29 protein-coding genes are annotated in these 24967 nt (G+C 40.6%); 26 read left to right on the forward strand and 3 right to left on the reverse strand.

Annotated features, from left to right (window positions below):
• The 10 genes from COJ96_RS29130 to pqqE all read left to right on the forward strand — a co-directional run.
• Positions 1 to 666 (forward strand): DEAD/DEAH box helicase (locus COJ96_RS29130; protein WP_257148422.1); only part of this gene is annotated, 666 nt, incomplete at its 5' end.
• A gap of 56 nt (positions 667 to 722) precedes the next feature.
• On the forward strand, positions 723 to 1151 hold the full coding sequence (locus tag COJ96_RS29135) for a DUF559 domain-containing protein (RefSeq protein WP_142332957.1): 429 nt from the start codon (positions 723 to 725) through the stop codon (positions 1149 to 1151).
• A gap of 358 nt (positions 1152 to 1509) precedes the next feature.
• Positions 1510 to 2691 (forward strand): class I SAM-dependent methyltransferase, encoded by a 1182-nt coding sequence (locus tag COJ96_RS04420; RefSeq protein WP_098571768.1) that lies wholly within the window; start codon positions 1510 to 1512, stop codon positions 2689 to 2691.
• A gap of 283 nt (positions 2692 to 2974) precedes the next feature.
• Positions 2975 to 4906, forward strand: coding sequence for an outer membrane protein assembly factor BamB family protein (locus COJ96_RS04425; protein ID WP_098571769.1), 1932 nt, complete (start codon positions 2975 to 2977; stop codon positions 4904 to 4906).
• Positions 4907 to 5026: 120 nt separating this feature from the next.
• Positions 5027 to 5491, forward strand: coding sequence for a hypothetical protein (locus COJ96_RS04430; protein ID WP_098571770.1), 465 nt, complete (start codon positions 5027 to 5029; stop codon positions 5489 to 5491).
• A 417-nt stretch (positions 5492 to 5908) separates the two neighbouring features.
• Complete coding sequence (locus COJ96_RS04435; RefSeq protein ID WP_180229977.1) at positions 5909 to 6163, forward strand: hypothetical protein; 255 nt, start codon at positions 5909 to 5911, stop codon at positions 6161 to 6163.
• Entirely contained in the window at positions 6151 to 7077 is a 927-nt protein-coding gene (gene pqqB / locus COJ96_RS04440; protein WP_257148439.1) for a pyrroloquinoline quinone biosynthesis protein PqqB, read from the forward strand. The genes COJ96_RS04435 and pqqB overlap by 13 nt, the downstream gene beginning before the upstream one ends.
• A 5-nt stretch (positions 7078 to 7082) precedes the next feature.
• Complete coding sequence (gene pqqC / locus COJ96_RS04445; protein ID WP_218936496.1) at positions 7083 to 7823, forward strand: pyrroloquinoline-quinone synthase PqqC; 741 nt, start codon at positions 7083 to 7085, stop codon at positions 7821 to 7823.
• Between the two features lie 43 nt (positions 7824 to 7866).
• Positions 7867 to 8211 carry a pyrroloquinoline quinone biosynthesis peptide chaperone PqqD gene (gene pqqD, locus COJ96_RS04450; protein WP_098571772.1) on the forward strand — a complete coding sequence of 115 codons (345 nt, stop codon included), beginning with the start codon at positions 7867 to 7869 and terminating at the stop codon, positions 8209 to 8211.
• Complete coding sequence (gene pqqE, locus COJ96_RS04455) at positions 8186 to 9328, forward strand: pyrroloquinoline quinone biosynthesis protein PqqE (protein ID WP_098571773.1); 1143 nt, start codon at positions 8186 to 8188, stop codon at positions 9326 to 9328. The genes pqqD and pqqE overlap by 26 nt, the downstream gene beginning before the upstream one ends.
• A gap of 69 nt (positions 9329 to 9397) precedes the next feature.
• On the opposite strand, the gene COJ96_RS04460 is transcribed toward pqqE, so the two are convergent.
• Positions 9398 to 9820, reverse strand: a complete 423-nt coding sequence (locus COJ96_RS04460) for a YkvA family protein (protein ID WP_257148424.1) — start codon at positions 9818 to 9820, stop codon at positions 9398 to 9400.
• 275 nt (positions 9821 to 10095) lie between these two features.
• Between COJ96_RS04460 and COJ96_RS04465 the strand changes: the two genes are divergently transcribed.
• Together COJ96_RS04465 and COJ96_RS04470 are read left to right on the forward strand one after the other, a co-directional pair.
• The gene (locus tag COJ96_RS04465; RefSeq protein WP_257148440.1) at positions 10096 to 11361 is read left to right on the forward strand and encodes an MFS transporter; all 1266 of its coding nucleotides are present in this window, start codon (positions 10096 to 10098) and stop codon (positions 11359 to 11361) included.
• Between the two features lie 115 nt (positions 11362 to 11476).
• On the forward strand, positions 11477 to 12601 hold the full coding sequence (locus tag COJ96_RS04470; RefSeq protein WP_098571776.1) for an NADH:flavin oxidoreductase: 1125 nt from the start codon (positions 11477 to 11479) through the stop codon (positions 12599 to 12601).
• A gap of 203 nt (positions 12602 to 12804) precedes the next feature.
• On the opposite strand, the gene COJ96_RS04475 is transcribed toward COJ96_RS04470, so the two are convergent.
• Positions 12805 to 13767: a helix-turn-helix transcriptional regulator gene (locus tag COJ96_RS04475; RefSeq protein WP_098571777.1), complete on the reverse strand. Its 963-nt coding sequence runs from the start codon at positions 13765 to 13767 to the stop codon at positions 12805 to 12807.
• A gap of 111 nt (positions 13768 to 13878) precedes the next feature.
• Here COJ96_RS04475 and COJ96_RS04480 point away from each other — a divergent pair, with 111 nt between their 5' ends.
• From COJ96_RS04480 to COJ96_RS04495, 5 genes are all read left to right on the forward strand, one after another.
• Positions 13879 to 14358 (forward strand): GyrI-like domain-containing protein, encoded by a 480-nt coding sequence (locus COJ96_RS04480; RefSeq protein WP_098571778.1) that lies wholly within the window; start codon positions 13879 to 13881, stop codon positions 14356 to 14358.
• Positions 14359 to 14370: 12 nt separating this feature from the next.
• Complete coding sequence (locus tag COJ96_RS04485; protein ID WP_098571779.1) at positions 14371 to 14832, forward strand: phage tail protein; 462 nt, start codon at positions 14371 to 14373, stop codon at positions 14830 to 14832.
• A 324-nt stretch (positions 14833 to 15156) separates the two neighbouring features.
• On the forward strand, positions 15157 to 15270 hold the full coding sequence (locus COJ96_RS29555; protein WP_373561654.1) for a hypothetical protein: 114 nt from the start codon (positions 15157 to 15159) through the stop codon (positions 15268 to 15270).
• On the forward strand, positions 15222 to 15419 hold the full coding sequence (locus COJ96_RS04490; protein WP_098571780.1) for a hypothetical protein: 198 nt from the start codon (positions 15222 to 15224) through the stop codon (positions 15417 to 15419). Before COJ96_RS29555 ends, COJ96_RS04490 begins: the two co-directional genes overlap by 49 nt.
• A 273-nt stretch (positions 15420 to 15692) precedes the next feature.
• Positions 15693 to 16238, forward strand: a complete 546-nt coding sequence (locus COJ96_RS04495) for an HD domain-containing protein (RefSeq protein WP_098571781.1) — start codon at positions 15693 to 15695, stop codon at positions 16236 to 16238.
• Positions 16239 to 16371: 133 nt separating this feature from the next.
• Here the strand turns inward: COJ96_RS04495 and COJ96_RS04500 are convergent, their stop codons facing one another.
• Positions 16372 to 16728: a MazG-like family protein gene (locus COJ96_RS04500; protein ID WP_098571782.1), complete on the reverse strand. Its 357-nt coding sequence runs from the start codon at positions 16726 to 16728 to the stop codon at positions 16372 to 16374.
• 230 nt (positions 16729 to 16958) lie between these two features.
• Between COJ96_RS04500 and COJ96_RS04505 the strand changes: the two genes are divergently transcribed.
• The 9 genes from COJ96_RS04505 to COJ96_RS04545 all read left to right on the forward strand — a co-directional run bounded on the left by COJ96_RS04505 (position 16959) and on the right by COJ96_RS04545 (position 24750).
• Positions 16959 to 17927 carry an MBL fold metallo-hydrolase gene (locus COJ96_RS04505; protein WP_098571783.1) on the forward strand — a complete coding sequence of 323 codons (969 nt, stop codon included), beginning with the start codon at positions 16959 to 16961 and terminating at the stop codon, positions 17925 to 17927.
• A 384-nt stretch (positions 17928 to 18311) separates the two neighbouring features.
• Positions 18312 to 18665: a Na-translocating system protein MpsC family protein gene (locus COJ96_RS04510; protein WP_098571784.1), complete on the forward strand. Its 354-nt coding sequence runs from the start codon at positions 18312 to 18314 to the stop codon at positions 18663 to 18665.
• 144 nt (positions 18666 to 18809) lie between these two features.
• Positions 18810 to 19847 carry a Nif3-like dinuclear metal center hexameric protein gene (locus COJ96_RS04515; RefSeq protein ID WP_098571785.1) on the forward strand — a complete coding sequence of 346 codons (1038 nt, stop codon included), beginning with the start codon at positions 18810 to 18812 and terminating at the stop codon, positions 19845 to 19847.
• Positions 19848 to 19861: 14 nt separating this feature from the next.
• Entirely contained in the window at positions 19862 to 20917 is a 1056-nt protein-coding gene (locus COJ96_RS04520) for an ABC transporter substrate-binding protein (RefSeq protein WP_257148425.1), read from the forward strand.
• Positions 20918 to 20936: 19 nt separating this feature from the next.
• Positions 20937 to 21713 carry an ABC transporter ATP-binding protein gene (locus COJ96_RS04525; RefSeq protein ID WP_098571786.1) on the forward strand — a complete coding sequence of 259 codons (777 nt, stop codon included), beginning with the start codon at positions 20937 to 20939 and terminating at the stop codon, positions 21711 to 21713.
• A complete protein-coding gene (locus tag COJ96_RS04530) occupies positions 21700 to 22581 on the forward strand; it encodes an ABC transporter permease (RefSeq protein WP_098571787.1) in 882 nt (293 codons plus the stop codon). The genes COJ96_RS04525 and COJ96_RS04530 overlap by 14 nt, the downstream gene beginning before the upstream one ends.
• Before the next feature lie 155 nt (positions 22582 to 22736).
• Positions 22737 to 23231, forward strand: a complete 495-nt coding sequence (locus COJ96_RS04535; RefSeq protein WP_098571788.1) for a MarR family winged helix-turn-helix transcriptional regulator — start codon at positions 22737 to 22739, stop codon at positions 23229 to 23231.
• A 224-nt stretch (positions 23232 to 23455) separates the two neighbouring features.
• The gene (locus tag COJ96_RS04540; RefSeq protein WP_098571789.1) at positions 23456 to 23911 is read left to right on the forward strand and encodes a CBS domain-containing protein; all 456 of its coding nucleotides are present in this window, start codon (positions 23456 to 23458) and stop codon (positions 23909 to 23911) included.
• Positions 23912 to 24009: 98 nt separating this feature from the next.
• Positions 24010 to 24750 (forward strand): GTP pyrophosphokinase, encoded by a 741-nt coding sequence (locus COJ96_RS04545; protein ID WP_098571790.1) that lies wholly within the window; start codon positions 24010 to 24012, stop codon positions 24748 to 24750.
• The last annotated feature ends 217 nt before the right edge of the window (positions 24751 to 24967 follow it).

Consider the following 24967-nt stretch of genomic DNA (forward strand, 5'->3'; position numbering starts at 1 on the left):
GATGAGGAGGAAGAATACGATACGGATGATTCCATTAGTTTGCTAAATTTAGCGAAAAGAAGGTTTTCTGAAAGGCTGCTTCAGTGGCACTATCGCTCTAAATATGAAGAGTTAATCAATTATTCCAATCATGCATTTTACAACGGGCATGTACAAATAGCACCCAATGTGATTCCATTTAAAAATCCGCCAGCGATAAAATGGAAAAAAGTCGAAGGAAGATGGGTTAACCAGTCCAATGAAGTGGAAGCGGTTGAAGTTGTCAACATTCTTAAAGAAATATTAATCAATCAGCCTGGAAAAACCGTAGGGATTATCACGTTTAACTCCAAGCAGCAATCCAAAATTCAGGATCAGATTGATCAACTAGTGAGTGAAGATGAGGAATTTAGCTCCGTTTACAATCAAATGTTAACCAGGGATCTCGATGAACGCGTCTTTGTAAAAAATATTGAAAATGTGCAAGGGGATGAAAGGGTTATTATCCTCTTCTCAATCGCTTATGCGAAAAACGAGGAAGGTAAGGTGTATAACCGGTTTGGGATGCTGAATCAAAAGGGTGGAGAAAATCGTATGAACGTTGCGGTCACACGGGCTAAAGAAGGAATCACGGTGGTTTCAAGTATTGAGCCAGAAGAATTGAATGTGGCAAGCACTTCGAAATAGGTCCGAAATTACTGAAGGCCTATCTAAAATATGTACGGGCTGTTTCTAATTCACAAGTGGAGCAGATCAATGCTGTTGTCCAAGAAGTCAATGAAAATGTAAATACCCATGTACAGGAAAAAGAATTACACTTCGACTCACCGTTTGAAGAGCAAGTGTATCATCAACTACGAAGCCTCGGGTATGAGGTTACCACCCAGGTAGGGATGTCAGGTTACCGCATTGACATGGCCATTGTTCACCCGCAGGATTCTTCCCGATATATATTGGGAATCGAGTGCAATGGAGCCATGTATCACAGCTCCGCAAATGCGAAGGAAAGAGACGTTTACCGCCAGCGGTTCCTAGAAAGCAGAGGCTGGACCATCGAACGGATTTGGAGTCGAAACTGGTGGAAGAACTCATCAGCAGAGGTTGAGAGAATTGATCAGAAAGTGAAGGAATTGTTGAAGAAGGAGATTGTTAAAGAGAAAGTTAGCAATTAAATAATATAATTTTTAGGGAGTGCCAGGTAAGTGCCATTAATGGGATTACCTAGCACTCTTTTCATGAATAAGTAGGTATATTTTTGTATTGTGAAGAATTCTATTTAACTATAGGGGCAGATTAGATAAAGATGAAGATCGCTTCGGCGGTCTCTTCTTACGATTAGTTAAGTATATTTCTAAGATTTATAGGAATATTTTTAAGGGGTTTTTGGGCATTCTAAATTTCTTCCATTTTCTTTACTTCACTAAGGAGTAAAGCTTTTTTTATGGTATAATTAGTACCAGATAATAATATCAACTAATAGGCGCTGGCCCTGTTAAACAAACTAAATACGCCTAAACTGGAGATAATACTATGTTTATAGATAACAAATTAAAGTCACAAAGTGTTTCTGCCTATTTTAAGTCACTGGGTATCAAAAACTGCTTTACCAAAGAAGAATTTTGGAGGCATGTAACCGAGGTTGACTCCTTCTTGGCTAAGGAACTCCAACCCATTATGGAGCGCAAACTAAAAGGGAATCTTTATGAAGTGAAAAACCGAACACTGGCCTTCAGTTTGGCGGTAGAATCATGGACGATGAATTTCCATCAGTCCTTGCTCAACTGGATCAGTCAGCAAACTCATTTAAAGCCGAAGCGGATTTTGGAAATTGGGTGTGATAATGGGTTGCTGTCTTGTTGGTACGCCTCGATTTTTCCAGATGCGGAGATCGTTGGCATTGAACAGTGTCGAAATGGAATTCAATGTGCACAGGAGTTGGCCATAAAGCAAGGGCTTACTAACGTGAGTTTTTACCAAATGGATTTTATGGAGGTAACTGAGCACTTTTCCCTGAATTCTTTTGATTTAATCATTTCATCACGGACCTTTCATGAGATTATGGGGCCTATCATGATTTCAAACTATTGGTCACTTCTAGAATACATGAAGGAGAATCCAACCTATGGTGACAGTCGTTATTTAGAAATAGTCTATCGTTTGTTAACGGAGGATGGATTGTTTCTCTCTTGCGAACAATTGAAAAATTCCGCAGATCTCGGAAGGTGGGCAAATGTGCTTCAGGATGCGGATTTACATATTCAGTGGGATGACAGTGGTACCATCGAATACCATGAAATAGGAGTAGATAGGCTGTCTCCTGTGATTGTGGCGACAAAAAGGGGAACCAGTCTTGAAACCTTGAAAGGTATGGAACACCTATATACGAAAGGTTACCCGCTTGTATTTGAGGAGGGTAGGTCCTATAAAGGAGGGACAGCGGAATTTGCTTATCAACAGCTGGGGGAGAAAACATTCTACACAGGGATTCAATTGAAAGTGAGGAACCATTGGCATGTGTTTCGACTTGAGCTTTGGGAGACAGATAGGTTTTTGCTTGTCTATAACTATGGAAATATGGGGTATCATGAATTGGATATTTTACCTGCCTGCGCATATGAAGAGGCACACCGGTTGATGGAGGAGGCGGTTGGGGAGTTCGGTTACCTTGGTCCGTTTGTTCGGTATCACAACCTGGATGAACGACCAGAATAGCAGCTACAATCCCCATGCTATTTTAACTATAACCCGAACAATGGACCTTTTAAAACAAGTCCATTGTTCGGGTTTTTGTATGTAATGGGTCGTCCAACAGTACAATTAAACTAAAAGATGGAAGGAAGAATTAGTCACTATTTGCATAATTTTTGTGCCTTAGGTAATTATACCAATGTTCTTATAAAAATTTGAATAACTTAAGGAGGTTTAAAGTCTGAAAGTGGAAAAATTCATCATCAAAAATCGATGTTTTATTTCATAATGTCAGGAGGGTATTTTCTTGAAGCGATTTTTAAAGTCGTTTGGTTTAGTTTTGTTAGCGAGTATGGTTATAGTTGGCTGTCAGTCGAATAATGACAAGAATAATGCAAAAAACAAAAAAGAGGAAACCAAGGAATCCAACCAGGCAAATCAGGAAGATGTGACAGGGTTCCCAAATTGGGGGTATGACCTTCAACATACCCGACATGTGCCCTATAAAGAGATTACAAAAGATAATGTGAAAAAAATGGGGATTGCATGGCAGCAGGATATCTTAGATTGGAATAAGGATGTTCCAAATTTACAAGAAGATTTCCCTGTCGTCCACGACGGGGTCATGTATGTGACTAGTTCGAAAAATCATGTGTTTGCCATCGATGCCGCAAGTGGAAAGAAGCTTTGGGCATGGACACCGCCCAAGGACATACTTGATCATATTAATGGTTTGCCATGGCAGTCCAATGTGGCAAGCAGGGGTGTCGCAGTGGCCAATGGGAATGTATTTGTCTTGATGATCGATAATCGGCTGGCCAAACTGGATGCGAAGAACGGAAAACTGTTAAAAATGGTTAACTTTTGGGATTATGAACCTACGATCAAATTAGAGAACAGATACTATGAATCTTCAGCTCCGATGTATTATGATGGCAACGTTTACGTTGGAAGCAGCGGCGGTGATAATGGTACACGAGGTTTTGTTTGGGCGTTTAAAGCAGATACCCTGGAACCGCTATGGAAAGAGCCGTTTTGGACCGTTCCTAAAAGAGGAACGGGCTGGGCGAAAGGTAAATATACTGGCGGAGGCTCCGTATGGACACCGATGTCGTTTGACCCAGAAACTGATATGATGTATTTTGCAGTAGGGAATCCAGCTCCGGACTTTTACGATGCAGATAGAAAAGGAAAAAATCCATATACCGATTCTATCACCGCTTTAGATAGTAAAACAGGGAAGTTGAAGTGGTATTCTACTCAAGTTGATCATGATATATGGGATTATGACGCTGCCGCAACACCGATGATTCTCAATGCAAAGGTCGACGGGAAAAAGCAAAAGGTTGTGGTTGAAGGCGGTAAGAATGGAAAGTGGTATGCGTGGGACGCAAAAACAGGGAAGACTATTTATGATGGGGTACCATTTGTAAAAATCCAGCATTCGGACGTACCAAGCGATGAGAGTAAAGCTGTACTTCAATGGCCAGGGACTCCAGGTGGAGAAAGCTATGCTCCACAGACATATGACCCTGACACCAACTATGTGCTTATTCCAGGTATTAATAGTCCTAATTTAATGGTAGCCGCTAAAGATGCAGAAGAGATTGCAAAAGATAATAATACCTTCCCAGGTACAAAGATCCTTCCTTTACCAAAGGATGTGGAAGTTTCTGGTACTATTACAGCAATTGATATGAATACAGGGAAAAAGGTATATCAAAATAAAACAAAGGATCCGATGTATGGCGGATTCACAAGTACGGCTGCCGGTCTTGCCTTCTACGGAGAATTGGATGGAAAGGTAAATGCTCTTGATATTAAAACAGGTAAAGTATTATGGAGCATGCAAAGTGGAGGAAAACAAATCAAAATGGCACCTTCCATATATACTGTTGACGGCAAAGAATATGTTGCAGTCATTACTGGTGGTACGAAAGTTGTTGTTTATGGTCTCGGAGGTAAGTTAAAACCTGGAGCTATAAATAAAAATGCAAAATTACAAGGGGAAGCAGACGTTGTTATCGATCCGGAAAAGGTTTACAAAAAAAGTTGTATTTCCTGTCACGGGGATAATCTTCAAGGCGCAACAGCACCAAATCTTCAACACATAGGTAAAACGATGTCTAAAGAGGACATTTTGAATAAAATTCTTAATGGTGGCGACCGCATGCCAGCAGGTATGGCCAAAGGTGCAGAGGCTGAAGCACTAGCGGAATGGCTATCCAAAAAGAAATGATTTTTACTCCTGAAACAATCCGAGTCTGATTCTCTTATTCGGACTCAGATTGTTTCTTAAAAGGATCATTATAAATTGGCGAAACATCAGATATTCACGAAAAATAAGGATGGTGTTAAAATGAGGAAATTACCGATTTATACCGTGCGATTCATTGGTGCCGCCTTATGCATTTCCTTACTCTTTGGAATTGCCTATCCAACATTGACCAATGCTCAGTCAAGTAATGGCTTAGGTTCATCCGAGTATAACGGAATCAGGTTAACTATCAATGATTATTCGATCATAAACCACGGCCAAGACATTCAGCTGCATTATACGATAACCACAAATTCAAATATTCCAGTTAGTCCGGATACTAAAAGTTTGATTGGGAACCCGTATATTTGGATTGGGAATACGTTAGTTCGTGAGGAATCAGAATCGTTTCAGAAAATAAGTGATAATGAGTATAAAGGAACGATCATAGCACAGCTGCAACATTACAGATCAGATAATTCTGAATTGTCATTTCACACACATGGAATAATGAATCAAAATGGACAATGGACAGTTAATTTTCATTTAAGGAGCAGTCAGTACTGAGATAAAACAACGAGTGTTAGATCATTTAATAAATCATTATATTAGTAAGTAGATAATCATAACGTAAACAACCTGAGTTCAATCATCATCCGGACTCAGGTTGTTTCTTTTTTTGTTCTTGTCCCTTTTTGCAATATATTGCAAAAACCAATGCCATATAAGGACAACTTCATGTCAAAATAAAGGTTATTTTGAGATATTTCTCTACATATGATTATTTTGAAAGGGAAAATCAGACACTCCCGCGCAGGTTTCAATGTGGGTGTCATGAAAGGGGGTAGCAAATATGTGGGTGAAGCCTGAGTATGAAGTGATCAATACATCTCCTGAGGTGACAATGTATGCCTATATTGACTAGCAGCACAGCCTGCTTGCGCATGCATTTAATAGTTTTATAAATCAATGGAGGTAGGGCATATGAAAATAAAGCGTTACCTAAAATCAATAATTGGCGTGATTATTGGTTGTGCAATAGCAGGAGGATGGCTGGTCGTCGATCTCCTGCTCCCAGAACCATTGGGTGACTATCTCCTGTATCCCCTCATGGCTGTAGTGAATATGGCGATTGGGTGGCAAGTTGGAAGGGCATTAGGTAAACGTAGGGATATTGGCAAAGAAGGTATTCAAGTCTCTAGTGAAAGGACTGAAGCCAAATTCGAATTAAAGTCTTAGGAGCAGCGGCTGGTGGCGGCTTTCCGCAGTGGAACTGTGCATGTCCAAATTGCCATAGTGTCCGCGAAGGAAACGATTCGCACCAGCCGTTATTACAATCATCGCTTGCTGTAAGTGCGAATGAAATGGATTGGTATCTCATAAATGCGGGACCGGATGTTCACAAACAGATTGAATCGTTTACTGCCCTGCATCCGGGTCCAGGTATAAGAGAGACTCCGCTGGCTGGTGTTATTTTAACCGATGCCGAGTTCGACCATACGATTGGGTTATTGTCATTACGGGAGGGTTCTTGTTTAACCATCTATGGAACCGAGACTGTACGAAAGAGTTTGCAGTCGTTTTTTCCGGTGTTACCCCTACTGGAAAACTATTGTTCATGGGAATGGCAGTCTCTTCACCCTGATCATCGCAAGCGAATAGGACCTACGGGTGTAGGAAAAGAAGAAACCATCGTCATCGAGACGGTCCCCGTTTCTAAAAAACCACCGCTTTATACCCGGTCAAATAAGGAGGAGAATGACACCGGAGATTGTTGGGAGGTCGGGCTAGTTCTTCATAATGAGAGTACCGGCAGATGCCTTGCTTACTTTCCTACTTTAGAAAGGATCACCCCTGCTATAGAAGCTTGCTTTCAGAAGGCGGATATCTTGATGGTTGACGGAACCTTTTGGTCAGAAACTGAATTGGTTGAGATGGGTGCAACTAAGCGCAATGCAAGAAATATGGGACATTTACCAATTAGCGGGCCATCGGGCATTGCTGAAAAGCTAGCCAAATACTCAGCCAAGCGGAAAATTTTGATTCACATTAACAACAGTAACCCGATTCTAAATAAGGACTCAATAGAAAGGCATACATTGGAACGGCTTGGTTTTGAGATTGCCTATGACGGTATGGAAGTGGAGGTGTGAACATTTTGGATCAAGGTGATTTCGTTAGCCTAGAAAAGGTGTTAAATGAAACAAAGGAAGAATTATGGACGAGGGATGAATTCACAGAGCAATTAAAAGCTGTTGGAAGTTCCTTTTATCATGACAAACATCCATTTCATGTAGCGATGCATGAAGGAAAATTAAGCAGAGAACAGATCCGCGGTTGGGTGGCTAACCGGTACTATTATCAAAAATCAGTTCCGATTAAAGATGCAGCTATTCTTTCTAGGCTGCCATCAAGGGATATGCGCCGTGAATGGATTGGGCGAATTATTGACCATGACGGAACAGAAGGGGAAGAAGGTGGAATTGAAGCATGGCTTCGGCTTGGTGAAGCTGTGGGGTTATCCCGGGAAGAAGTTGCACAGGAAGTCAGAGTCGTTCCGGGTGTTCGATTTGCCGTGGATGCTTATGTAAACTTCGCGAGGACAAAACCATGGATCGAAGCCGTCGCTTCCTCCCTAACCGAATTGTTTTCTCCATATTTAATGTCAAAGAGAATGAAGGTCATTGAGCGGCTTTATCCATGGATTGACCGTGCAGGACTGGAATATTTTCAAAATCGCCTTTCACAGGCGCCGCGTGATGCCGATACAGCCCTTAAACTTGTGTTAACCTATTGCCAAACTCCAAAAGATCAAAGGCGGGCTGTTGCCGCACTGCGTTTCAAGTGTGATGTGTTGTGGGCACAACTTGATGCCATCGAAAACGCATATCCCCTATAAGAGTGAACGATGATTTTATCACTCACCGAAGAATAAATGAAAGGTGGTGGAGTCAATTTTAGCTGACAGTATTCCAAGACTCGCAGCAAAGGCGCGATTAAAATTTGATAAGGTGAGGGAGAAGAATCTTCTTTTGTTACCGGAAAAGGTCGTGGTCTTGAACGAAACGGCTGCATCTATACTTACTTTATGTGACGGAAGACAAACCGTGAACACCATCACTGAAAAAATAAGGGCTTCCCTAAAGGCAGACACAGAAATTGCAGATACAAGTGCTCTGCCTGATTTGAAAACGATGAAAGCAGATATTTCTGAGTTTCTCCGGGAAATGGAGGATCAGGGTTGGGTGGTGATCCATAAACATGGTTCAGTCGATAACAAAGAATAATAAGGGAGCACCCCCTCCATATTCCTTGGTCGCGGAGTTAACTCATCGCTGTCCTTTGCATTGTCCATATTGTTCGAACCCTTTAGAAATGATTTCAAAGGCAATGGAAATATCGACCGGGGAGTGGTGCCGTGTTTTATCTGAGGCGGCTGATCTGGGAGTTGTAGAAGTTCATTTTTCCGGTGGAGAACCTCTTTTACGAGACGATTTGGAAGTTTTTATCCGCCATGCAAATAAATTAGAAATGTATACCAATCTCATAACCAGCGGCATGGGATTAACAACTGAAAAGGCGGCCCGGCTCTGTGATGCCGGACTGGAAAATGTGCAGGTGAGCTTTCAGGCAGGCGATGCAAAGCTTTCAGACATCATCGGCGGTTTTAAAGCTTTTGACAAGAAAAGGGAAGCGTGCAAAGCGGTAAAAGAAGCCGGATTGTATTTATCATTAAATGTCGTGTTGCACCGAATGAATATTGATCATTTGGATGAGATTATTAAACTCGCCGAGGAGGTGGGGGCTGAACGTCTGGAACTGGCGAATACACAGTATTATAACTGGGCTTTGCTCAATCGGGAGCAGCTGTTGCCAAGCCGTGTTCAGATTGAGCGTGCCCGTGAAATCTATGACGCTGCAAAAGCGCGCATTGGGAAAAAAATCGAAATCATTTGGGTTATTCCTGATTATTATGCTCAAGCACCTAAGCCTTGTATGGGGGGATGGGGGACGATTGGCTTAACGGTAGCACCAAATGGGGCAGTCCTTCCTTGCCCGACAGCCGGGATGATTGAGGGTTTTTCCTTTGAAAATGTTCTTGATTCGTCACTAAGTCATATTTGGTATGAATCAGAGTCTTTTAACCATTTCCGCGGTGAAGAATGGATGCCAGAACCCTGCCTTTCGTGTGAACTAAGACACCAAGACGGAGGTGGGTGCCGTTGCCAGGCTTTTGCTTTAACTGGGGACGCTTATGCGACGGATCCAGTCTGCCAATGGGCGCCAAAACATTATCTGATAGAAAAAGTTGTACAGGACGCTAATTGCACCCCCATTATACAGTCATCACCTATCATCTATCGGAGATTTCAGCTTGACAGACCCGTATCAAAAAAAACATAAAACTCTAATAAAAATATGTGATTGCAAATTTGGTGCTAAGGGACTGCATACATAACCTTTGCACCTTTTTTATATGACCCATTTGAAAAGAACCGTTGTGGCGAGACTGATCCAAACGAGGAGAATAACAATCGCTGCGGCCCAATTTTTCCGCAGAATTATAGGCGTTCGGGAGGCCATCACCCTGCATTCTTGCAATACTTGATTCGGTATCAGGGTGAACACTCCTAATATCCCCAAGGGAAGCAGAATAACTTCATCCAAATAACCTAATACGGGAATAAAATCTGGAATAAGGTCTATGGGGCTTAACGCATAGGCAACAATCAATAATGAAAATGCTTTAGCATACCATGGTGTTTTCGGATGACGGTATGCAAGATACACAATATAGATATTTTGTTTAATATTTTGTATGAATTCCTTCCATTTGTTTGGATGCTTAACCATGTCGCTTCCTTCCCTCTCTAATAAACTATCCTCGTTTTTCATCGATCAGCCAGATCCTTTCGGATTATTTTGCTTCGAACATCACCATTTTAAACAACTTATGCTGTATCCGCTATTTGGGTTATTGTTTTCTAAAGACATAATGCACCCATTGTGATGTTTCCTTAATAGGTAAACCGTAATGGATGTGAATAATTGACAGGAGAATTTGGAACTCTTTTAAGTAGAGTAAATCACCAATGGTTTACCGATATCCCCTCGAAAATTATTTAAAATGATGGAAGAAAAATAGAAAAGAAGTGATAAATTTGAAGTTTGTGTTTGGTAAGAACGATGAAGAAGGAGCCGGACAAATTCATCCGGCGGCCAAAAAACTTATGCTGGTCAATGCTATTCGAAGTATTGGACAAGGCATGCTAGTTGTTGATTTGTCTCTATACCTCGCTGCATTGGGTTGGAGCACAGCGGCGATTGGAAGTGTGCTTGCTGCCGGAGGTTTGCTTGGTGTAGGACTAGCCCCAGTCATAGGTATTTATAGCGATCGACTAGGGAGAAAACCCTTTATCCTTTTTTCTGAACTATTAACAGCCGGATGTGCGTTGATTGGGATATTATCTACAAATACTATTTTGTTATTTATGGCCATCACACTTTCAGGTTTTGGGAAAGCTGACGCCGGTTCTCCTAGTCCTTGTGCCCCGGCGGAGCAGGCTTGGCTGGCGGCCTTTATCCCCAAAAAAGAGCGTGGAAAGGTATATAGTCTGAATAATGCTCTTAGCTTTTTCGGAATGGCGGCAGGTGCATTGCTGGCGGGGATTACGGCCTTATGGAATCATAATCTTAATGGAGATACTTCCTATCGCCCTATATTCTTCTTTATCTTCGTTTTATCCTTTGTGACAGCGTCAATCATTTTAACCATTCAGGAAGGAAAAATTGATAAACAACCAGGATATATTAAAGAGGAGTCAGGGAATCAAGAAAAGAGAATCCTGCGCGAAGAAAATTCTGCGGTCTTTAAGCTCGCAGCCATTAACATCCTTAATGGGATTGCCATTGGGCTTACGGGACCCATGATGTCGTATTGGTTTTCGGCTAAATTCGGGGTAAGCAGTATACAGATTGGAGGCACATTGGCTGTCACTTTTTTTGCGACAGGTGTTACCTCGGTCTTACAAGCAAGATTATCCAACAAACACGGGACAATAAGGTCCATTGTGCTGGTTCGTTTCATTGCAAGCCTGCTTTTGATTTTGATGCCCTTACTATCATCCTATGCACTTGTTTCTGTCTTGTATATCATACGAACGGCTTTAAACAGAGGTACACAAGGGGCACAGCAAGCGTTGAGTGTGAGTTTGACTCGTGACATGCGCCGTGGTTTCGCTTCAAGCATCAATATCTTTTCAATCAGGCTACCCATCTCGATTGGACCGTATTTTACCGGCTATCTTTTTGGATTTGGTTCACTGGCCCTGCCTTTCTACATAGCTTCCGGTTTACAATTCAGTTTTGCTTATTTATATGGAAAAGTCTTCAGCTCCTACGAAATTCGAATGAAATCCCATGCTTCATCGGGGTAATCAGAGCGTTGAACTAATTAGTATAAACATAGAACTTATCAGTTTATATTTATAAATTAGAATTATAGAATAAGGGGAGCAGGATCAAACGAATAAATAAAAGGAAGTGCTCGCCTTGGATCAAAAGTTCGCAGGACATACTTTGTTACAATCTGTCCCATTTGGAAATGAAAGGTTAGCTAGCCGGTTAGTGATGGCCCCAATGACAAGAATGTTTTCGCCGGAAGGGATCCCGGGAGAAAATGTTGCACAATATTACCGAAAACGTGCCGAGAATGGGATAGGGCTCATCATAACGGAAGGGACAGCGATTAATCACCCAGCTGCAGTAATGAGCCCCAATATTCCCCGATTTTATGGGGAGAAGGCCTTAAATGGCTGGGCAAATGTAGTGAAGGAAGTTCACCAAGCAGGCGGCAAAATCATTCCACAATTATGGCATGTAGGTGCTGCCCGAAAAGCAGGCAGTGAACCAAATATTGACGCACCTCCAGTCAGTCCGTCTGGATTTACGTTAAAAGGCCAGAGAAATGAGAAAATAAAGGCTTTAACGAAAGAAGAAGTGGCTGAAATGATTGATGCATACGCCGAAGCGGCCGCAAATGCGAAGCGTATCGGCTTTGATGGAATTGAGTTGCATGGTGCACACGGATACTTAATTGATCAATTTTTTTGGGAACTAACAAACAAACGTACAGATGAGTATGGCGGGGATATAGGAGAGCGATCAAAATTCGCAGCAGATATCGTTCGGGCTTGTCGGAGAAAAGTCGGGCCTGATTTTCCCATTATCTTTCGTTATTCACAATGGAAAGGAACCGATTATCAAGCTAAATTAGCAAAGAACTCTAGTGAACTGGAACAATTACTTACCCCATTGGTTGAAGCTGGTGTAGATATTTTCCACTGCTCTACAAGACGTATATGGGAACCTGAATTTAAAGAGGAAGATCCATCATTAACCTTAGCCGGCTGGACGAAAAGAATAACCAATAAACCAACAATTGCGGTCGGTTCTATCGGAATTAACCGTGCCTTTCTGAGTAATCAGGATAATGATCATGTATCAATAGAAGACAATCTCAAAATTGTCGATGAAAAAATCAAAGCAGGCGAATTTGACTATGTAGCCATTGGCCGTGCCATACTAGCGGATCCAGAATGGGCAGTAAAACTCAAAAATGGCCATCTTAATCAAGTCGTGCATTATACGAAGGAATCTGAGAAATATCTGATTTAATTACATATAGTTTTGATAGAATAGTGTCCCTCATAGAAAGGGAAGTCCTGTTCCGATCTTTTTGCTTGAGGAAATGTTCCTCTATTGTAAACAGCACCATCCACACTAATTGGAATGGTGCTGTTTCTATTTAAAGAGATTACCTCACTTGATTTTGTCACGGTTCACCGTAATGCATTATATGTGGTTTTAACTAGCGCAAATTATGGGGAATATAGGAATAATCTCTCTTTTATACCATCCAAGACTTCTTCCGGCATTTCCCTGACCTTAATATCCCCACCTAGGAAAAGCAGCCAATTGGTTATTTCGGCCATTTCTTCTGTGTTATTAACATTGATAAACGTCTTTAGAACCGCCGTGGTTTGGTAAGGATCCATATAGGAAATGGAAACTTTTAAAGGATGGTATTTTTTGAACTGGGCAATCGCCCTTGGACCCAATTCAAGGACCAGATTGATTATTTTTTCCTGCTTGTTGAGTCTTTCCAAAATCCTTTTCTCACTTAGTCTTTGCTTCGTAGTGTAAAGTTCTACATTGGTGAGATTGTCGACAGGAAAAATTCGTTGCTTCTCTTCCATTAAGTCAAAGCCTTCAATTAGCCAAAAGCTTTTTTCACGGTACAGGTGTAAGAGATAAATGGGGTAAGACTTAATTATTTTCTCTTCTTCAATCGTAATTAATAAATAACGATCCACCAGCAGGAGTTGGATTAGTTTTTCTAACATCGGATGGGGAAGGTCTGATAGATCAAGCAGGTCGGGATTATGGGGGTTCGTCCCTTCAAAAAGCAAGATTTGATTTAACAGTACAAGGTCTTCTTGCTGGTTTTCTGAGATGAGGCCAAGTAATTTTTCAGCTAACGACTGTCGACTCTTTAAATAGGGGAGTTGTTGATTTCTTGTGGCCATAAAGGCGATAAATAGAGCTCTAATTTCATTATCCGTAAAGCGAACAGTGGGCAGGACAGAGTTGTTCATGACAAAATAACCCCCATCCCTTCCAACTTCAGCGACTAACGGCATCCCCATGGCTTCAATTTCTCTGATATCCCGAATAGCAGTTGAACGAGAGATGTTAAATTCCTGCATAATTTCAGTAATGGTAAAGTGGGCACGGTTGTTGATATACCGCATGATGGTATTAATCCGTTCAACTTTTTTCATCGTGGCCTCCAAAACAGTATCATTTTTTGACATGATTTATCGTTATTATAAACTCATCAAGTGAAAAGAGAAATCATTTGATTCCATTTTAAAAAAAGGAAGGTTTTGAATATGACAAATTATACTATTGAAGAAAAAGACAGCTTTACGGTGTTAGGTTTTGGAACGGAGCTTAAGAGTAATTACACGGACTATGCGGGTATAACCAAAGAAAAATCAGACTTTTGGCAGGCCGTCAAACAAGATGGCACGCTTGATACGTTAAAATCGGTTGCGACAAATGACTACGTTTTTGCTGTGAACGAAGCGGTGAATAACAAGATGATGCATTATGCGGGCGTTATGACAGAGACTTCGCTGCCAGAGGCAACTCGAATGATCCAATTTCCTAAAGGTGAATACCTAGTTGTTAAAGGGGAAGGGAACAGTGCGGAAGAGTTGAGCAATATGCTTACTGGTATGGCTTTCGGTCAAGCTTTGCCAGAAGCACAGGAATTTGCCTATGTTGGCGGGCCCAATACGTCGGTTGTGATGGGGCAGCGAAACGGTTTAGTATATGGTGAAATGTGGATTCCTGTTGTCAGGAAATAAGGAGGGATGGAAATGTCCTATCGTGTTGATTTTAAAAATGTATCTACGGTGGGTTTAGAGTCTTCACCAGTCGCAGAAGCGCTTGCTGGTTTACGTGCGAATGAAGCCCGTTACTTTATGAATAAATACAAGCATGAATTTACGGTAGAACCAGCTAGTGAAAGCCAAGAAACCCTTGATTATGTGAACCAAATTTTAAAAGAACGTGCTATTGAGTTTGCAGCCAAACCTTTGGAAACGTCGCTTTTTCAAGTGGAAAATATCAAAATGGCCTACGTTTTTTATGAGGATGGGCTTAGTGTCAATGCCATGTATACGATTGATAACCCAAAGAAGCGGGCCGTTGGTTTTAAGCTTTCTGAGGGGATGGAGGTACCAAAGGAGTTGGAGGGGAAGTTCAAGTTTGCCAGGCAGAAGTCGAAACTAGCTGGAACGATTCGGGGTTCGTTTTTTGTCATTAAAGGAGAATATTAACGTAAACAAATACTACAATTCATTCATATAGCAGCATTCTCTATCAAATAGAGGGTGGTTCAAATAGTTCCTCTGACATGGAGTTAAACATTGTATGGGGAGTAGATAGACCTGTTCGTTTCTCTTATATCATTGTTTTTGATTTATAAACTAAAAAATTATGAGTTCCAGATTCCTTATTTATGGGTTTGGAACTTATTTTTTATCGTCCACTGACGGAAGACTCCTTCATCAATTTTGTAAAGGACGTAGCAATAAGAAGGTGTGTCTAAATTCAATATATTGACAAATTTTGAAATAATTTAAGGCTATATCCATCATATAATTAAAGTAAAGAAGGAGGGCAAAGATTCAATTATTTCTCAAAACTATGAAAGAAGGTGCTGGAAATGTCACTCGCTCACTTTGATGATATCATTGAAATCTGTTGTGGAATGATGGAAGAGGAAGAAATGTTAATCAAGTCAAAGCATGTGAATGAAAGGTTAGATCTTTTGAAAAATCGTATTCCAGAGGACCATCGCTGGTGGGAAGAGGCAATTAGAGAGAATTTAAATAAAAAAGAAAGAGAGGTATTTTATGTCTAAAAAGAATATAAGATAATGATCCCTCGTTTGTTCCGAATCAAGGAAGACGGGGGATTATTTTTTTATTGTACCTAGTAAGCTGAACGGAACTGAATGGCAATCCTATTACCAAACACGTTCAATGTTACGATGAGGTTTTTACCGGTAAGGGGGCATCCTAATATTATAACTACAGATATCGGAAGAGTTGCTGCCATTCCAAGTAATTTTTGAGGAATCAGTATAAAATAAACTTTAATATCATCAAATCCGTTATACTGGGGGGAAATAAAGATGAATATCATTCAAAAAGCAATAAATTTTGCAGCAGTAGCCCATCGAAATCAGACGAGAAAAGCAACAGATATCCCATATGTCTCTCATCCTTTTGCCGTGGGGATGCTTTTACAAAAGGAGAACTGTTCGGATTCGGTTATTGCTGCAGGTATTCTTCATGATACCCTTGAAGATACCGATACAAATTATGAAACATTAGTAGAGCAATTTGGTGAGCATGTTGCGAATTTGGTCAGAGCAGCTTCGGAACCTGATAAAACCCTCCCTTGGCGTGTAAGAAAACAACATACCATTGATATGTTAAAAAATCTATCTATAGAAGAAATACAAGTCATTACTGCGGATAAATTACATAATCTACAATCCATTAAGGAAGACCGTAAAATGATTGGCGAGATGGTATGGGAGCGTTTTAACCATGGCATGAAAGATCAGCATTGGTATTATGCAAGTATTGTAAAAGAATTAGCACCTAGAAAAGAAGAATTTACACTGATACGGGAATTGGAGTTGGAAGTAATCCATTTGTTTGGGTCTCTATAGTTCCCATCAAATGATAAAAATACGCTTATTCTATTAAGTGGACAGAAGATTATTCTATATTTAACCGAAAGAAGTCTCTTTCGGTTATTTTTTTGTTTCAATATGCTGAACATTTGTAATAAAAGTTACATCCTTACCTTACTAACCCGACATCCTTATTTTTTCGGTTCTTTACTTCATCCATTTTTGAATAAAAGCTCTCTTCTAATTTAATAATATAGGCTAAGCAATCAGCAAATTCTTTACCTAAATCCTCTTTGATTGATTCTTTAGCTAAATCAAATGCCTCTTTTTCATCCCTGCCTTTTGCTATGTGACTATTGGTCAAATTAAAAGCTTTTCGAAGTTCTTCAGCAACTTCCGCCACTTCTGTTGTTAGCAGCATATAGTTATTTAAAAGAGAAGCACGAGTTCTTTCATAATTATCTTTATTAATTTCCCAATTCATTTCTTCGTGATAGACTTTTGCGAATTTCTGTAATTCTTTCACTACTCCACCTCATAAAAAGTTAATTTTCGTAAGCTTTCCTAAGTCCTAAGATATATTATTAATTCAGAGTTGGTCAAATTAGAAATCTCTCGATGACATACAGGAAGGTTATTATTTAAGAACCCGGTTAAATCCTAAATGTTGATGGAGTTATTTAGATACAAAAAGTAAACACATATAATATAATTAATGGATGTAAGATCAACTCTATAGCAGGAGAAACCCAATAAATGAAAAAATACGAAAATCAATTACCGACAACTATGACAATGGGATGGAAGTCGATGATCAGCATGCTGAGAGATTCTGTCACACCAGCTGCGAATCGGAGACCCATGGCTGTCATCGATGCGGAAACATTCCTGCCATCAGAGACCCCTTCAATCTCTGATGCTCCTCGGGTCACTTGGTTTGGCCACTCGGCTTTTTTTCTCGAAATAGAAGGCAAGAGGCTTTTATTTGATCCCATGTTCGGTCCTCGTCCTTCACCTGTTTCATGGGCAGGTACTAAGAGATACAAAAATAATCTTTCTATGCAACTGGAGGATTTTCCGACACTTGATGCAATCATTATTTCCCACGATGATTATGATCATTTAGATTACCAATCCATTCGTAAATTAAAGGATAAAGCATCGCGTTTTTTTGTACCGCTCGGTGTTCGTCAACGTTTGATTAAATGGGGCGTTCCTTCAGAAAAAATTACCGAACATGCTTGGTGGGATGAGTTAGAATTCAAAGGACTCACGCTGGCTTGTACACCGGCAAGACATTTCTCAGGAAGGGGATTATCTGACCGTGATTCTACCCTGTGGTGCTCTTGGGTCATTGCAGGCCGGGAGAGGAAGATTTACTTCAGTGGAGACAGCGGATATGGTCCTCACTTTAAAGAAATTGGCGGAAAATATGGTCCGTTTGATTTAACTTTGTTAGAATGCGGGCAATACGACGAGCGATGGTCCAGCATTCATATGATGCCGGAAGAGACAGTACAAGCTCATTTGGATCTTGGAGGACAGTTGTTAATTCCAGTTCATTGGGGTGCGTTTACACTTGCCTTTCATGCGTGGACAGACCCGGTAGAAAGAGTAACAAAAGAGGCATTAAAACACCAGGTCAATATTTCAACACCTAAAATAGGGGAAACGGTTGTGATTACTTCAAAAGATTTTCCGACCAAGCGGTGGTGGAGGAATTAAGGAGCTTACCGCGGCAATTATACTAAGACTTTATAATAATCTGAATTTAGATAGAGAAGGAAACCAATTACTTGTTCATCTGAGGGTTCCTTTCTAGATGATACGGCTGTCTTAAAGAGTCAGCTTTTTTTGTTGTGAAGAAAAATACGTTAAAATGGAAAAAGATCTAATTTAAATAAATATTCCTTTAGCCCCGATATTATATGGATGGACTTTACTTCACCAGGGGACTGACCCCTATGTCCTATTAATTGGAAATAATAAAGAAGAAAAACATAAAAAAATTTAATATTAAGAATATTGACAATAGTTTTTAATCAATGTATATTATGGATATGTACAAACTTACTATGATACATAGCAAACGTAAATAGAGGTGAAAGGATGAAGCTGCAGCTCTCCGCTAACCAACTGAAACTTGAAATTATCAAAATCTACAACACGGTGAATCAAGAGCTGTTTGGAATCGGGATCAAATCACAGCGGATTGAATTAGTGGGGGACAAGGTATTTATTTATGCACAGCATAAACGGATCCCCGCTTTAAAAGTATTGGATGAAACACAGCGCTTATTGACAAGAGTCGTCGATTCTTCGATCATCGAGGCTTACAAAGAAATCCTAGCTTCTAAGATCGAAGAAACTCTAAGTCTTCCAATTCAGGTTATCTTTAAGGACTATGATCCACGTACCGAGCAGGCGTTGACGGTTATTATCTTTAAGGAACCGATCGAATAAAACAGAACGATGAGCAGGTTTAGGGCCCATTTTTTAAGAGGCTTTCAAACCGCTTATCATGAAACGAACTAAAGCTTATTGCTTTGGTGTGTTTTCATGGTAAGCGGTTTTTATTTTTTTATAAATGTTTTAGGAGGGAAGAAAATGATAAATATGCAGAATGAGTGTACCATCCATGATGTGTTGCAAGCCTTGAATGTCATTACCAAAGGGCGAATGGTAATGGATTGGAATGAAATTGCCAAAGGAAGCAATCCATTTGTATTGATGAAGACGTCCAATATTCCAGGAAAAAGCGTTGTAGAAATCCCAGGACTTGTGTATGGCGATATGAATGCTCCAGTAAAAAAAATTGGAGTGGCCATGACCATGACGGAGTGTGGAATTGAATTAGCGTCCGGGATGGGGCTTGATTTACTTGTGGTCCATCATCCGGTTGCGGATGCGGCCAACTCTGGCGGAGTTCCCTTCGCCCAGTACTTACCCCTTTACAATCTATCCGTCATTGAACTGCATGAAGCCTTTCATGGACTGCATCCCGGATTAGCCTATCTGCATGGACATCAGAAGCTCAAAACGGATACTAGCTTTGGAGGACTTCATGGGAATGTCTTGCACAAAGGAATTGCCTTGGAAGGAATCCAAACAGCAGGAGATATCCTGAGGAGGCTGGATGGATACATCGGACGCCAGTTTGATTCCACTTTATTAAAATCCGAACAAGAAATCCGCTCCACCGATTTTCTGGAAGAGGCGACATTAGCCAATCCAGCGGGGATTCTGAATGGAAAGGAGGACACTCCTGTCAAGCATATCCTTCACTTTTTCCCACATACCGGGTTTAACGTCGAACATCTTCAGCAAGCACTTGACCTGTATCCGGAAACCGATACGATCATCGCAAGCATCAGTCGAGTACGGGAAGATCATCCGTTGGTCTTGGAAGCGAAACGCCTGGGGTTGACCTTTATAATCGGAAATCCACACTCCGTGGAAATCTTAGAAAATGGCCTACCTCTTGCATATGCCCTGGAATATTTGTTGCCTGAAATCGAGATTTATGTTCTGCGAGAGCGGGTTACTGCGATGCCACTTGCTTGTGCAGGACATCAGGAGATTCAGAATTATGGAAAGGATATGGCATTAAATTATTTGGTTTCTAAGAAATCAATCAAAATTTAAGGGGGAATTAACCGATGAACAAAAAGAAAAAAATCACAGGAGTCATGATGGCCTGTTTTACCGCACTCTCGTTGATGTTAACGGGCTGTGGGAATCCCGCACAAACCACAAGCTCAAAAGAGGGTACTGTCCCTAAACAAAATGGGGATAAACTTACACAGGTTCGTTTTTCAGAGGTCATCCGTTCCATCTTTTATGCCCCCCATTATATTGCCATGGAGAAAGGGTTTTTCCGTGACGAGGGTCTAGAAGTTGATATGACGACTTCCCAAGGCTCAGACAAAGGGGCTGCAGCCTTACTGTCCGGAACGGCAGATGTTTCGCTGGTGGGTCCTGAGTCGGCTGTGTTCATCTTTAATCAGCACGGGAAACAGTCCTTAAAAGTGTTTTATCAGCTGACGTCAACGGACGGTTCCTTCTTATTGGCACGAAACCCTAAGAGCCCGTTTCAATGGAGCGATTTAAATGGCCAAGCTGTGGTGAGCTGGAGGCCGGGAAGTTCGCCGGAAATGGTGATGTCTCAAGTACTTAAGAAGAATCAAGTCGGGAAGTCAAAACTAATCACCAATATTGCTTCCCCGGCCATGGTCGGTGCCTTCGAAAGCGGTAAAGGGGAATACATTCAAGTATTCGAGCCCCTCGCCTCCATGCTCGAGCAATCAGGCAAGGCTAAACTAGTCGCATCCATGGGGGAAGCATACGGGTCCTATCCGGAAACATCGTATGTAGCAACAAATGAATTTATGAAGAAGAATCCTGAAACTTTACAAAAGTGGTCGAATGCCGTTTACAAGGCTACCCTATGGCTGAATGAACATTCTGCTGAGGAAGCAGCTGCCGCACTTGAGCCATATTTCGAAGGAACATCCAAAGAGTTAATCCAAAAATCAGTGGAACGATATGCCAAGCAAAATTCATGGGCAAAGAACCCTGTTTTGGACCAGGCACAATTGGATAAACTCCAGGACACACTGGTTGAAAGCGGGGTACTGCCATCAGATCAACAGGTCAAGCATGGAGATATAGTTGAGACAACCTTTGCAGAGAAAGCCGTACAAGAAGGAAATTAAGGGGAAGGAGCTGAAAGTAATGACGCAAATCGAATTGCAGGATGTATCCTTGCATTACTTTACACCAAAAGAGGAGACGAAGGCTCTTCAACATATCAATCTCTCGATCCAGGAGGGAGAGTTCATCAGCATTGTTGGTCCAAGCGGCTGTGGGAAAAGCACTTTGCTTTCCCTCATCTCGGGGATGATTATACCGACAGAAGGAGAGGTCCGGCTTTTCGGTGAAAAAGTGAAGGAGCCGTCCAAGCGAATCGGGTATATGTTGCAGCATGACCACTTATTTGAATGGAGAGATATTTTGAACAATGTCCTTGTTGGGGCTGAAATCCGCGGAATGGATCGAAAAGAAGCGAAGGAACGTGCCTTGGATCTCTTGCACCGTTATGGTTTAGGAGAATTTGTCCATCACAGTCCAAAGCAGCTTTCTGGGGGAATGCGGCAACGAGTTGCCTTAATACGAACCTTAGTTGTAATGCCGGAGATCCTGTTATTGGACGAACCATTTTCTGCGTTAGACTATCAAACTCGTTTGAATTTATCGGATGAAATTTCCTCCATCCTGCGCGAGCAAGGGAAAACAGCTATCTTAGTCACCCATGATATCTCTGAGGCTATCTCGATGGCCGACCGAGTCATTGTGATGTCCAGAAGACCAAGTACCATTCAATCCGACTATCGAATTGAATTTGCCAATGAACACGGAAGGCCTTCTCCATTTCATACGAGGGAGACCCCGGAATACCATACGTACTTTAATACCATTTGGAGGGAGTTGGAAGAAAATGTCCGTACCTAATCCTAAAATAATGACTGCCTCAAGCGATGTCGCAGCGGAACCTTTCATTCAGAGGGCACCAAACGAAAAATTGCCCAGCGTTCAATATTCATCCTATTTACGCAAGCAGCGGAATCGCAACCTATCGATTCGCTTGGCACAATGGCTAGTACTCTTCGTGTTTTTAGGAGTTTGGGAATTAGCGGCAAACATGAGTTGGATTGATACTATGTTAACAAGTAAACCTTCCCAAATTTTTGCTTCGTTTAATGAATTGTTAATCAAAGGCGAAATCTTGCATCACACGTGGATTACCACGAAAGAAACCATCTTAGGTTTCATCGTATCTATGGTGATAGGTACGCTACTTGCCATCCTGCTTTGGAGTTCCCGTTTTCTTTCCGAAGTGGTCGAGCCTTATATTGTCGTGCTAAATGCTTTACCGAAAGTGGCGCTTGGTCCTATTTTCTACATCTGGCTCGGGGACCAGCTATCCATCTATGGAATGGCGATTGCTATCTCCATTATCGTTACCGTTATTATGGTCCACTCCGGTTTCCAGGAGATCTCGAAAGGCAAAACGAAGCTGATGGAGTCATTCGGTGCTACGCGCTGGCAAATGCTGAAGATGGTCGTTCTTCCAGCCAGCATCCCCAATTTTGTGGCGACGATGAAAGTGAATGTCGGGCTAACTCTTGTAGGTGTAATTATGGGTGAATTCCTTTCCTCCAAAGCGGGCTTAGGCTTCCTCATTACTTACGGAGGTCAAGTATTCCAAATGAATCTAGTGATGACCAGTATCACCATCTTGGCTATTCTTTCCGTCGTGATGTATTGGTTAGTAAATATGGCCGGCAAAAAATTGCAGAAAATCTACCATTTTGATTAAGCAAAGATAAAAAGTGGTAGATGTATACTTATCTTCAATGAGAATTTTCTGAGTAAACCTACACCTTTTACCTGTTGCTACCATAATAACGCGTTGACAATGAATAATAAGCCACCTTATAATTAGGTGGCTTACTATTATGTAGGGGTGATCGATTGAACAAGAATATCAATCCAAATCTAACAAGGAACCCTTTTAATGGGGATCGTCACTTTGAAGTATTGATTCAACTATTGGGAGTGGCAAGAGAGTTGGAATATGAGGTGACTTCCAAGTTATCGTATTTCGGATTGTCTAATGGAAAATTAAAAGTTCTACTATCAGTTCTAAACCATGAACGTCCTCTTAACCCTTCAGAGTTAGCGGATGAAATAGGAGTTACCAGGTCCACGATGACGGGTTTACTAGATGGTCTGGAAAAGGATGGTTTTATTAGAAGGGATATTCTCGATGACCGGAGAAAAACAGCCATTTATTTAACTGAAAAAGGAAGCAGTGTTTTGAACACATTATCGCCCTTATATAGTAACCATGTGACAAAGATTTTCTCAAAGACAACTGAAGAAGAACAACAACTCTTGGTGAATTTGCTAGTAAAAATTAAAGATGGTTTACATGAGGCAAAAAAACACAATATTTTCCCGACATAAGGAATCTCTTGGATACGGGCTGCATGGTAAAAAGTTTTATGGGGCCGTCTATTCTGATAGTTAGGTGCCGTAATAATTCTACGGTTCAAACTAATCTCTTTCGGTAGTTTTTTAATATAGGGTATTCTAAAGGAATGAAGGTAATAAATCCACGTTAATGAAAGGCCAACTATTTACGGGTTAATGTGAAATCATTCACTAAACTTTGCATAGGAGAATAAATAATGAAAGCATATGAGATCATGATTCAACAAGTCTATAAAGTAAAGGAAAACGATTCAGTGCGATCGGTCATCGAGAAATTCATTACGTATGGTATCAGCGGACTTCCTGTGGTCAATGACAGAAACGAAATTGTTGGGTATGTAAGTGATGGTGATATCCTGCGATATATTGGAAAGCATGAAGATCGATTTTTTGATCCTTTTTCCTATAGCTTTACGATCCAGGGGGATGATGAGGAATTCTTTGAAAGAGTAAAAAGAGTGCTAAAAAAGAATGTTCTTGAAATTGCTAAAAGAAAAGTTCTCAAAGTTTCATGGAATGAAGAAATAGAAAATATTGCAGCCCTCTTAGGAAAAAGGCAAATTAAAAAGCTGCCGGTAGAACGAAACGGGGTATTAGTTGGAATCATTAGCCGAGGGGATGTCATTCGGCATTCATTTAAAGCTATTATTTAGGATCGTTTTGGCAAAATAAAACAAAGGGTCTAAGATAAGATTGGATCCGAAAATCTATTTACTAATTTATCAGCTTTGCTAAAAGGAGACATATATAAATGGAAGAGTTGGCCCAGCAGCAAATGATTAAGTTAAGGAATATGAAAAACGAATTAATACGGTTTTCATTAATGTATAAATTTGGATTGGATGAAATGAATACAAAAATAAATATTTTAAAAGAAGAATTTATTCACATTCATGAATATAACCCAATTGAACATACAAATTCGAGGCTAAAATCACCGGAGAGTATTCTAAAGAAGATGCATGCGAAAAACCTTAGTTTTTCTTTGGAATCCATTAAAGAGAATATTAAAGACATTGCAGGGATTCGGATTGTTTGCCCCTTTATCACGGATGTCTATAAAATAAGTCAGATCATTGAAAATCAAAAGGATGTAGAGTTAGTTAAAAGGAAGGATTATATAAAGAATCCGAAACCGAACGGTTATCAAAGTCTCCATCTAATTATTAAAATCCCTGTTTTTATGTCAGACAAAGTAGAAATGGTGTTCGTGGAGCTGCAAATACGTACAATTGCCATGGATTTTTGGGCAAGTCTGGAACATAAAATATACTATAAATATGACAAGGAAATACCAGAGAGGATAAAAAATGATTTAAAAGAGGCAGCACTTTCAGCTTCTGAGTTGGATTTCAAAATGGAGAAGATAAATAATGAAGTAACTACCCTCAAAAAGAGGGGAGATGGAGAAGATGTTCCAATTTTTTTCGATGAAACACTGAATATCCCTCAAACTTTAATAAAGTCTATCTTTAAAGAGGAAGAAAACTAAGCGGGCTGCCAGATATGGCAGCCCTTTTCAAGCGAATTAGGTAATTTAAATAAATGAAACAAATTTAATAAACCTTTATGGAAAATTAATTTTAGTAGCCACCTGGAAAGTAATCAAAAAGAGACAAAACGAGACAGTTGTTTCGTTTTGTCTCTTTTTTTATACCTGAATTTTCGTTAAAGCATTGAAAATATGGCTTCCGTTTTTTGGCACGGTT

The organism is Bacillus sp. AFS073361 (genome assembly GCF_002567005.1).
Classification (GTDB): domain Bacteria; phylum Bacillota; class Bacilli; order Bacillales; family Cytobacillaceae; genus Neobacillus.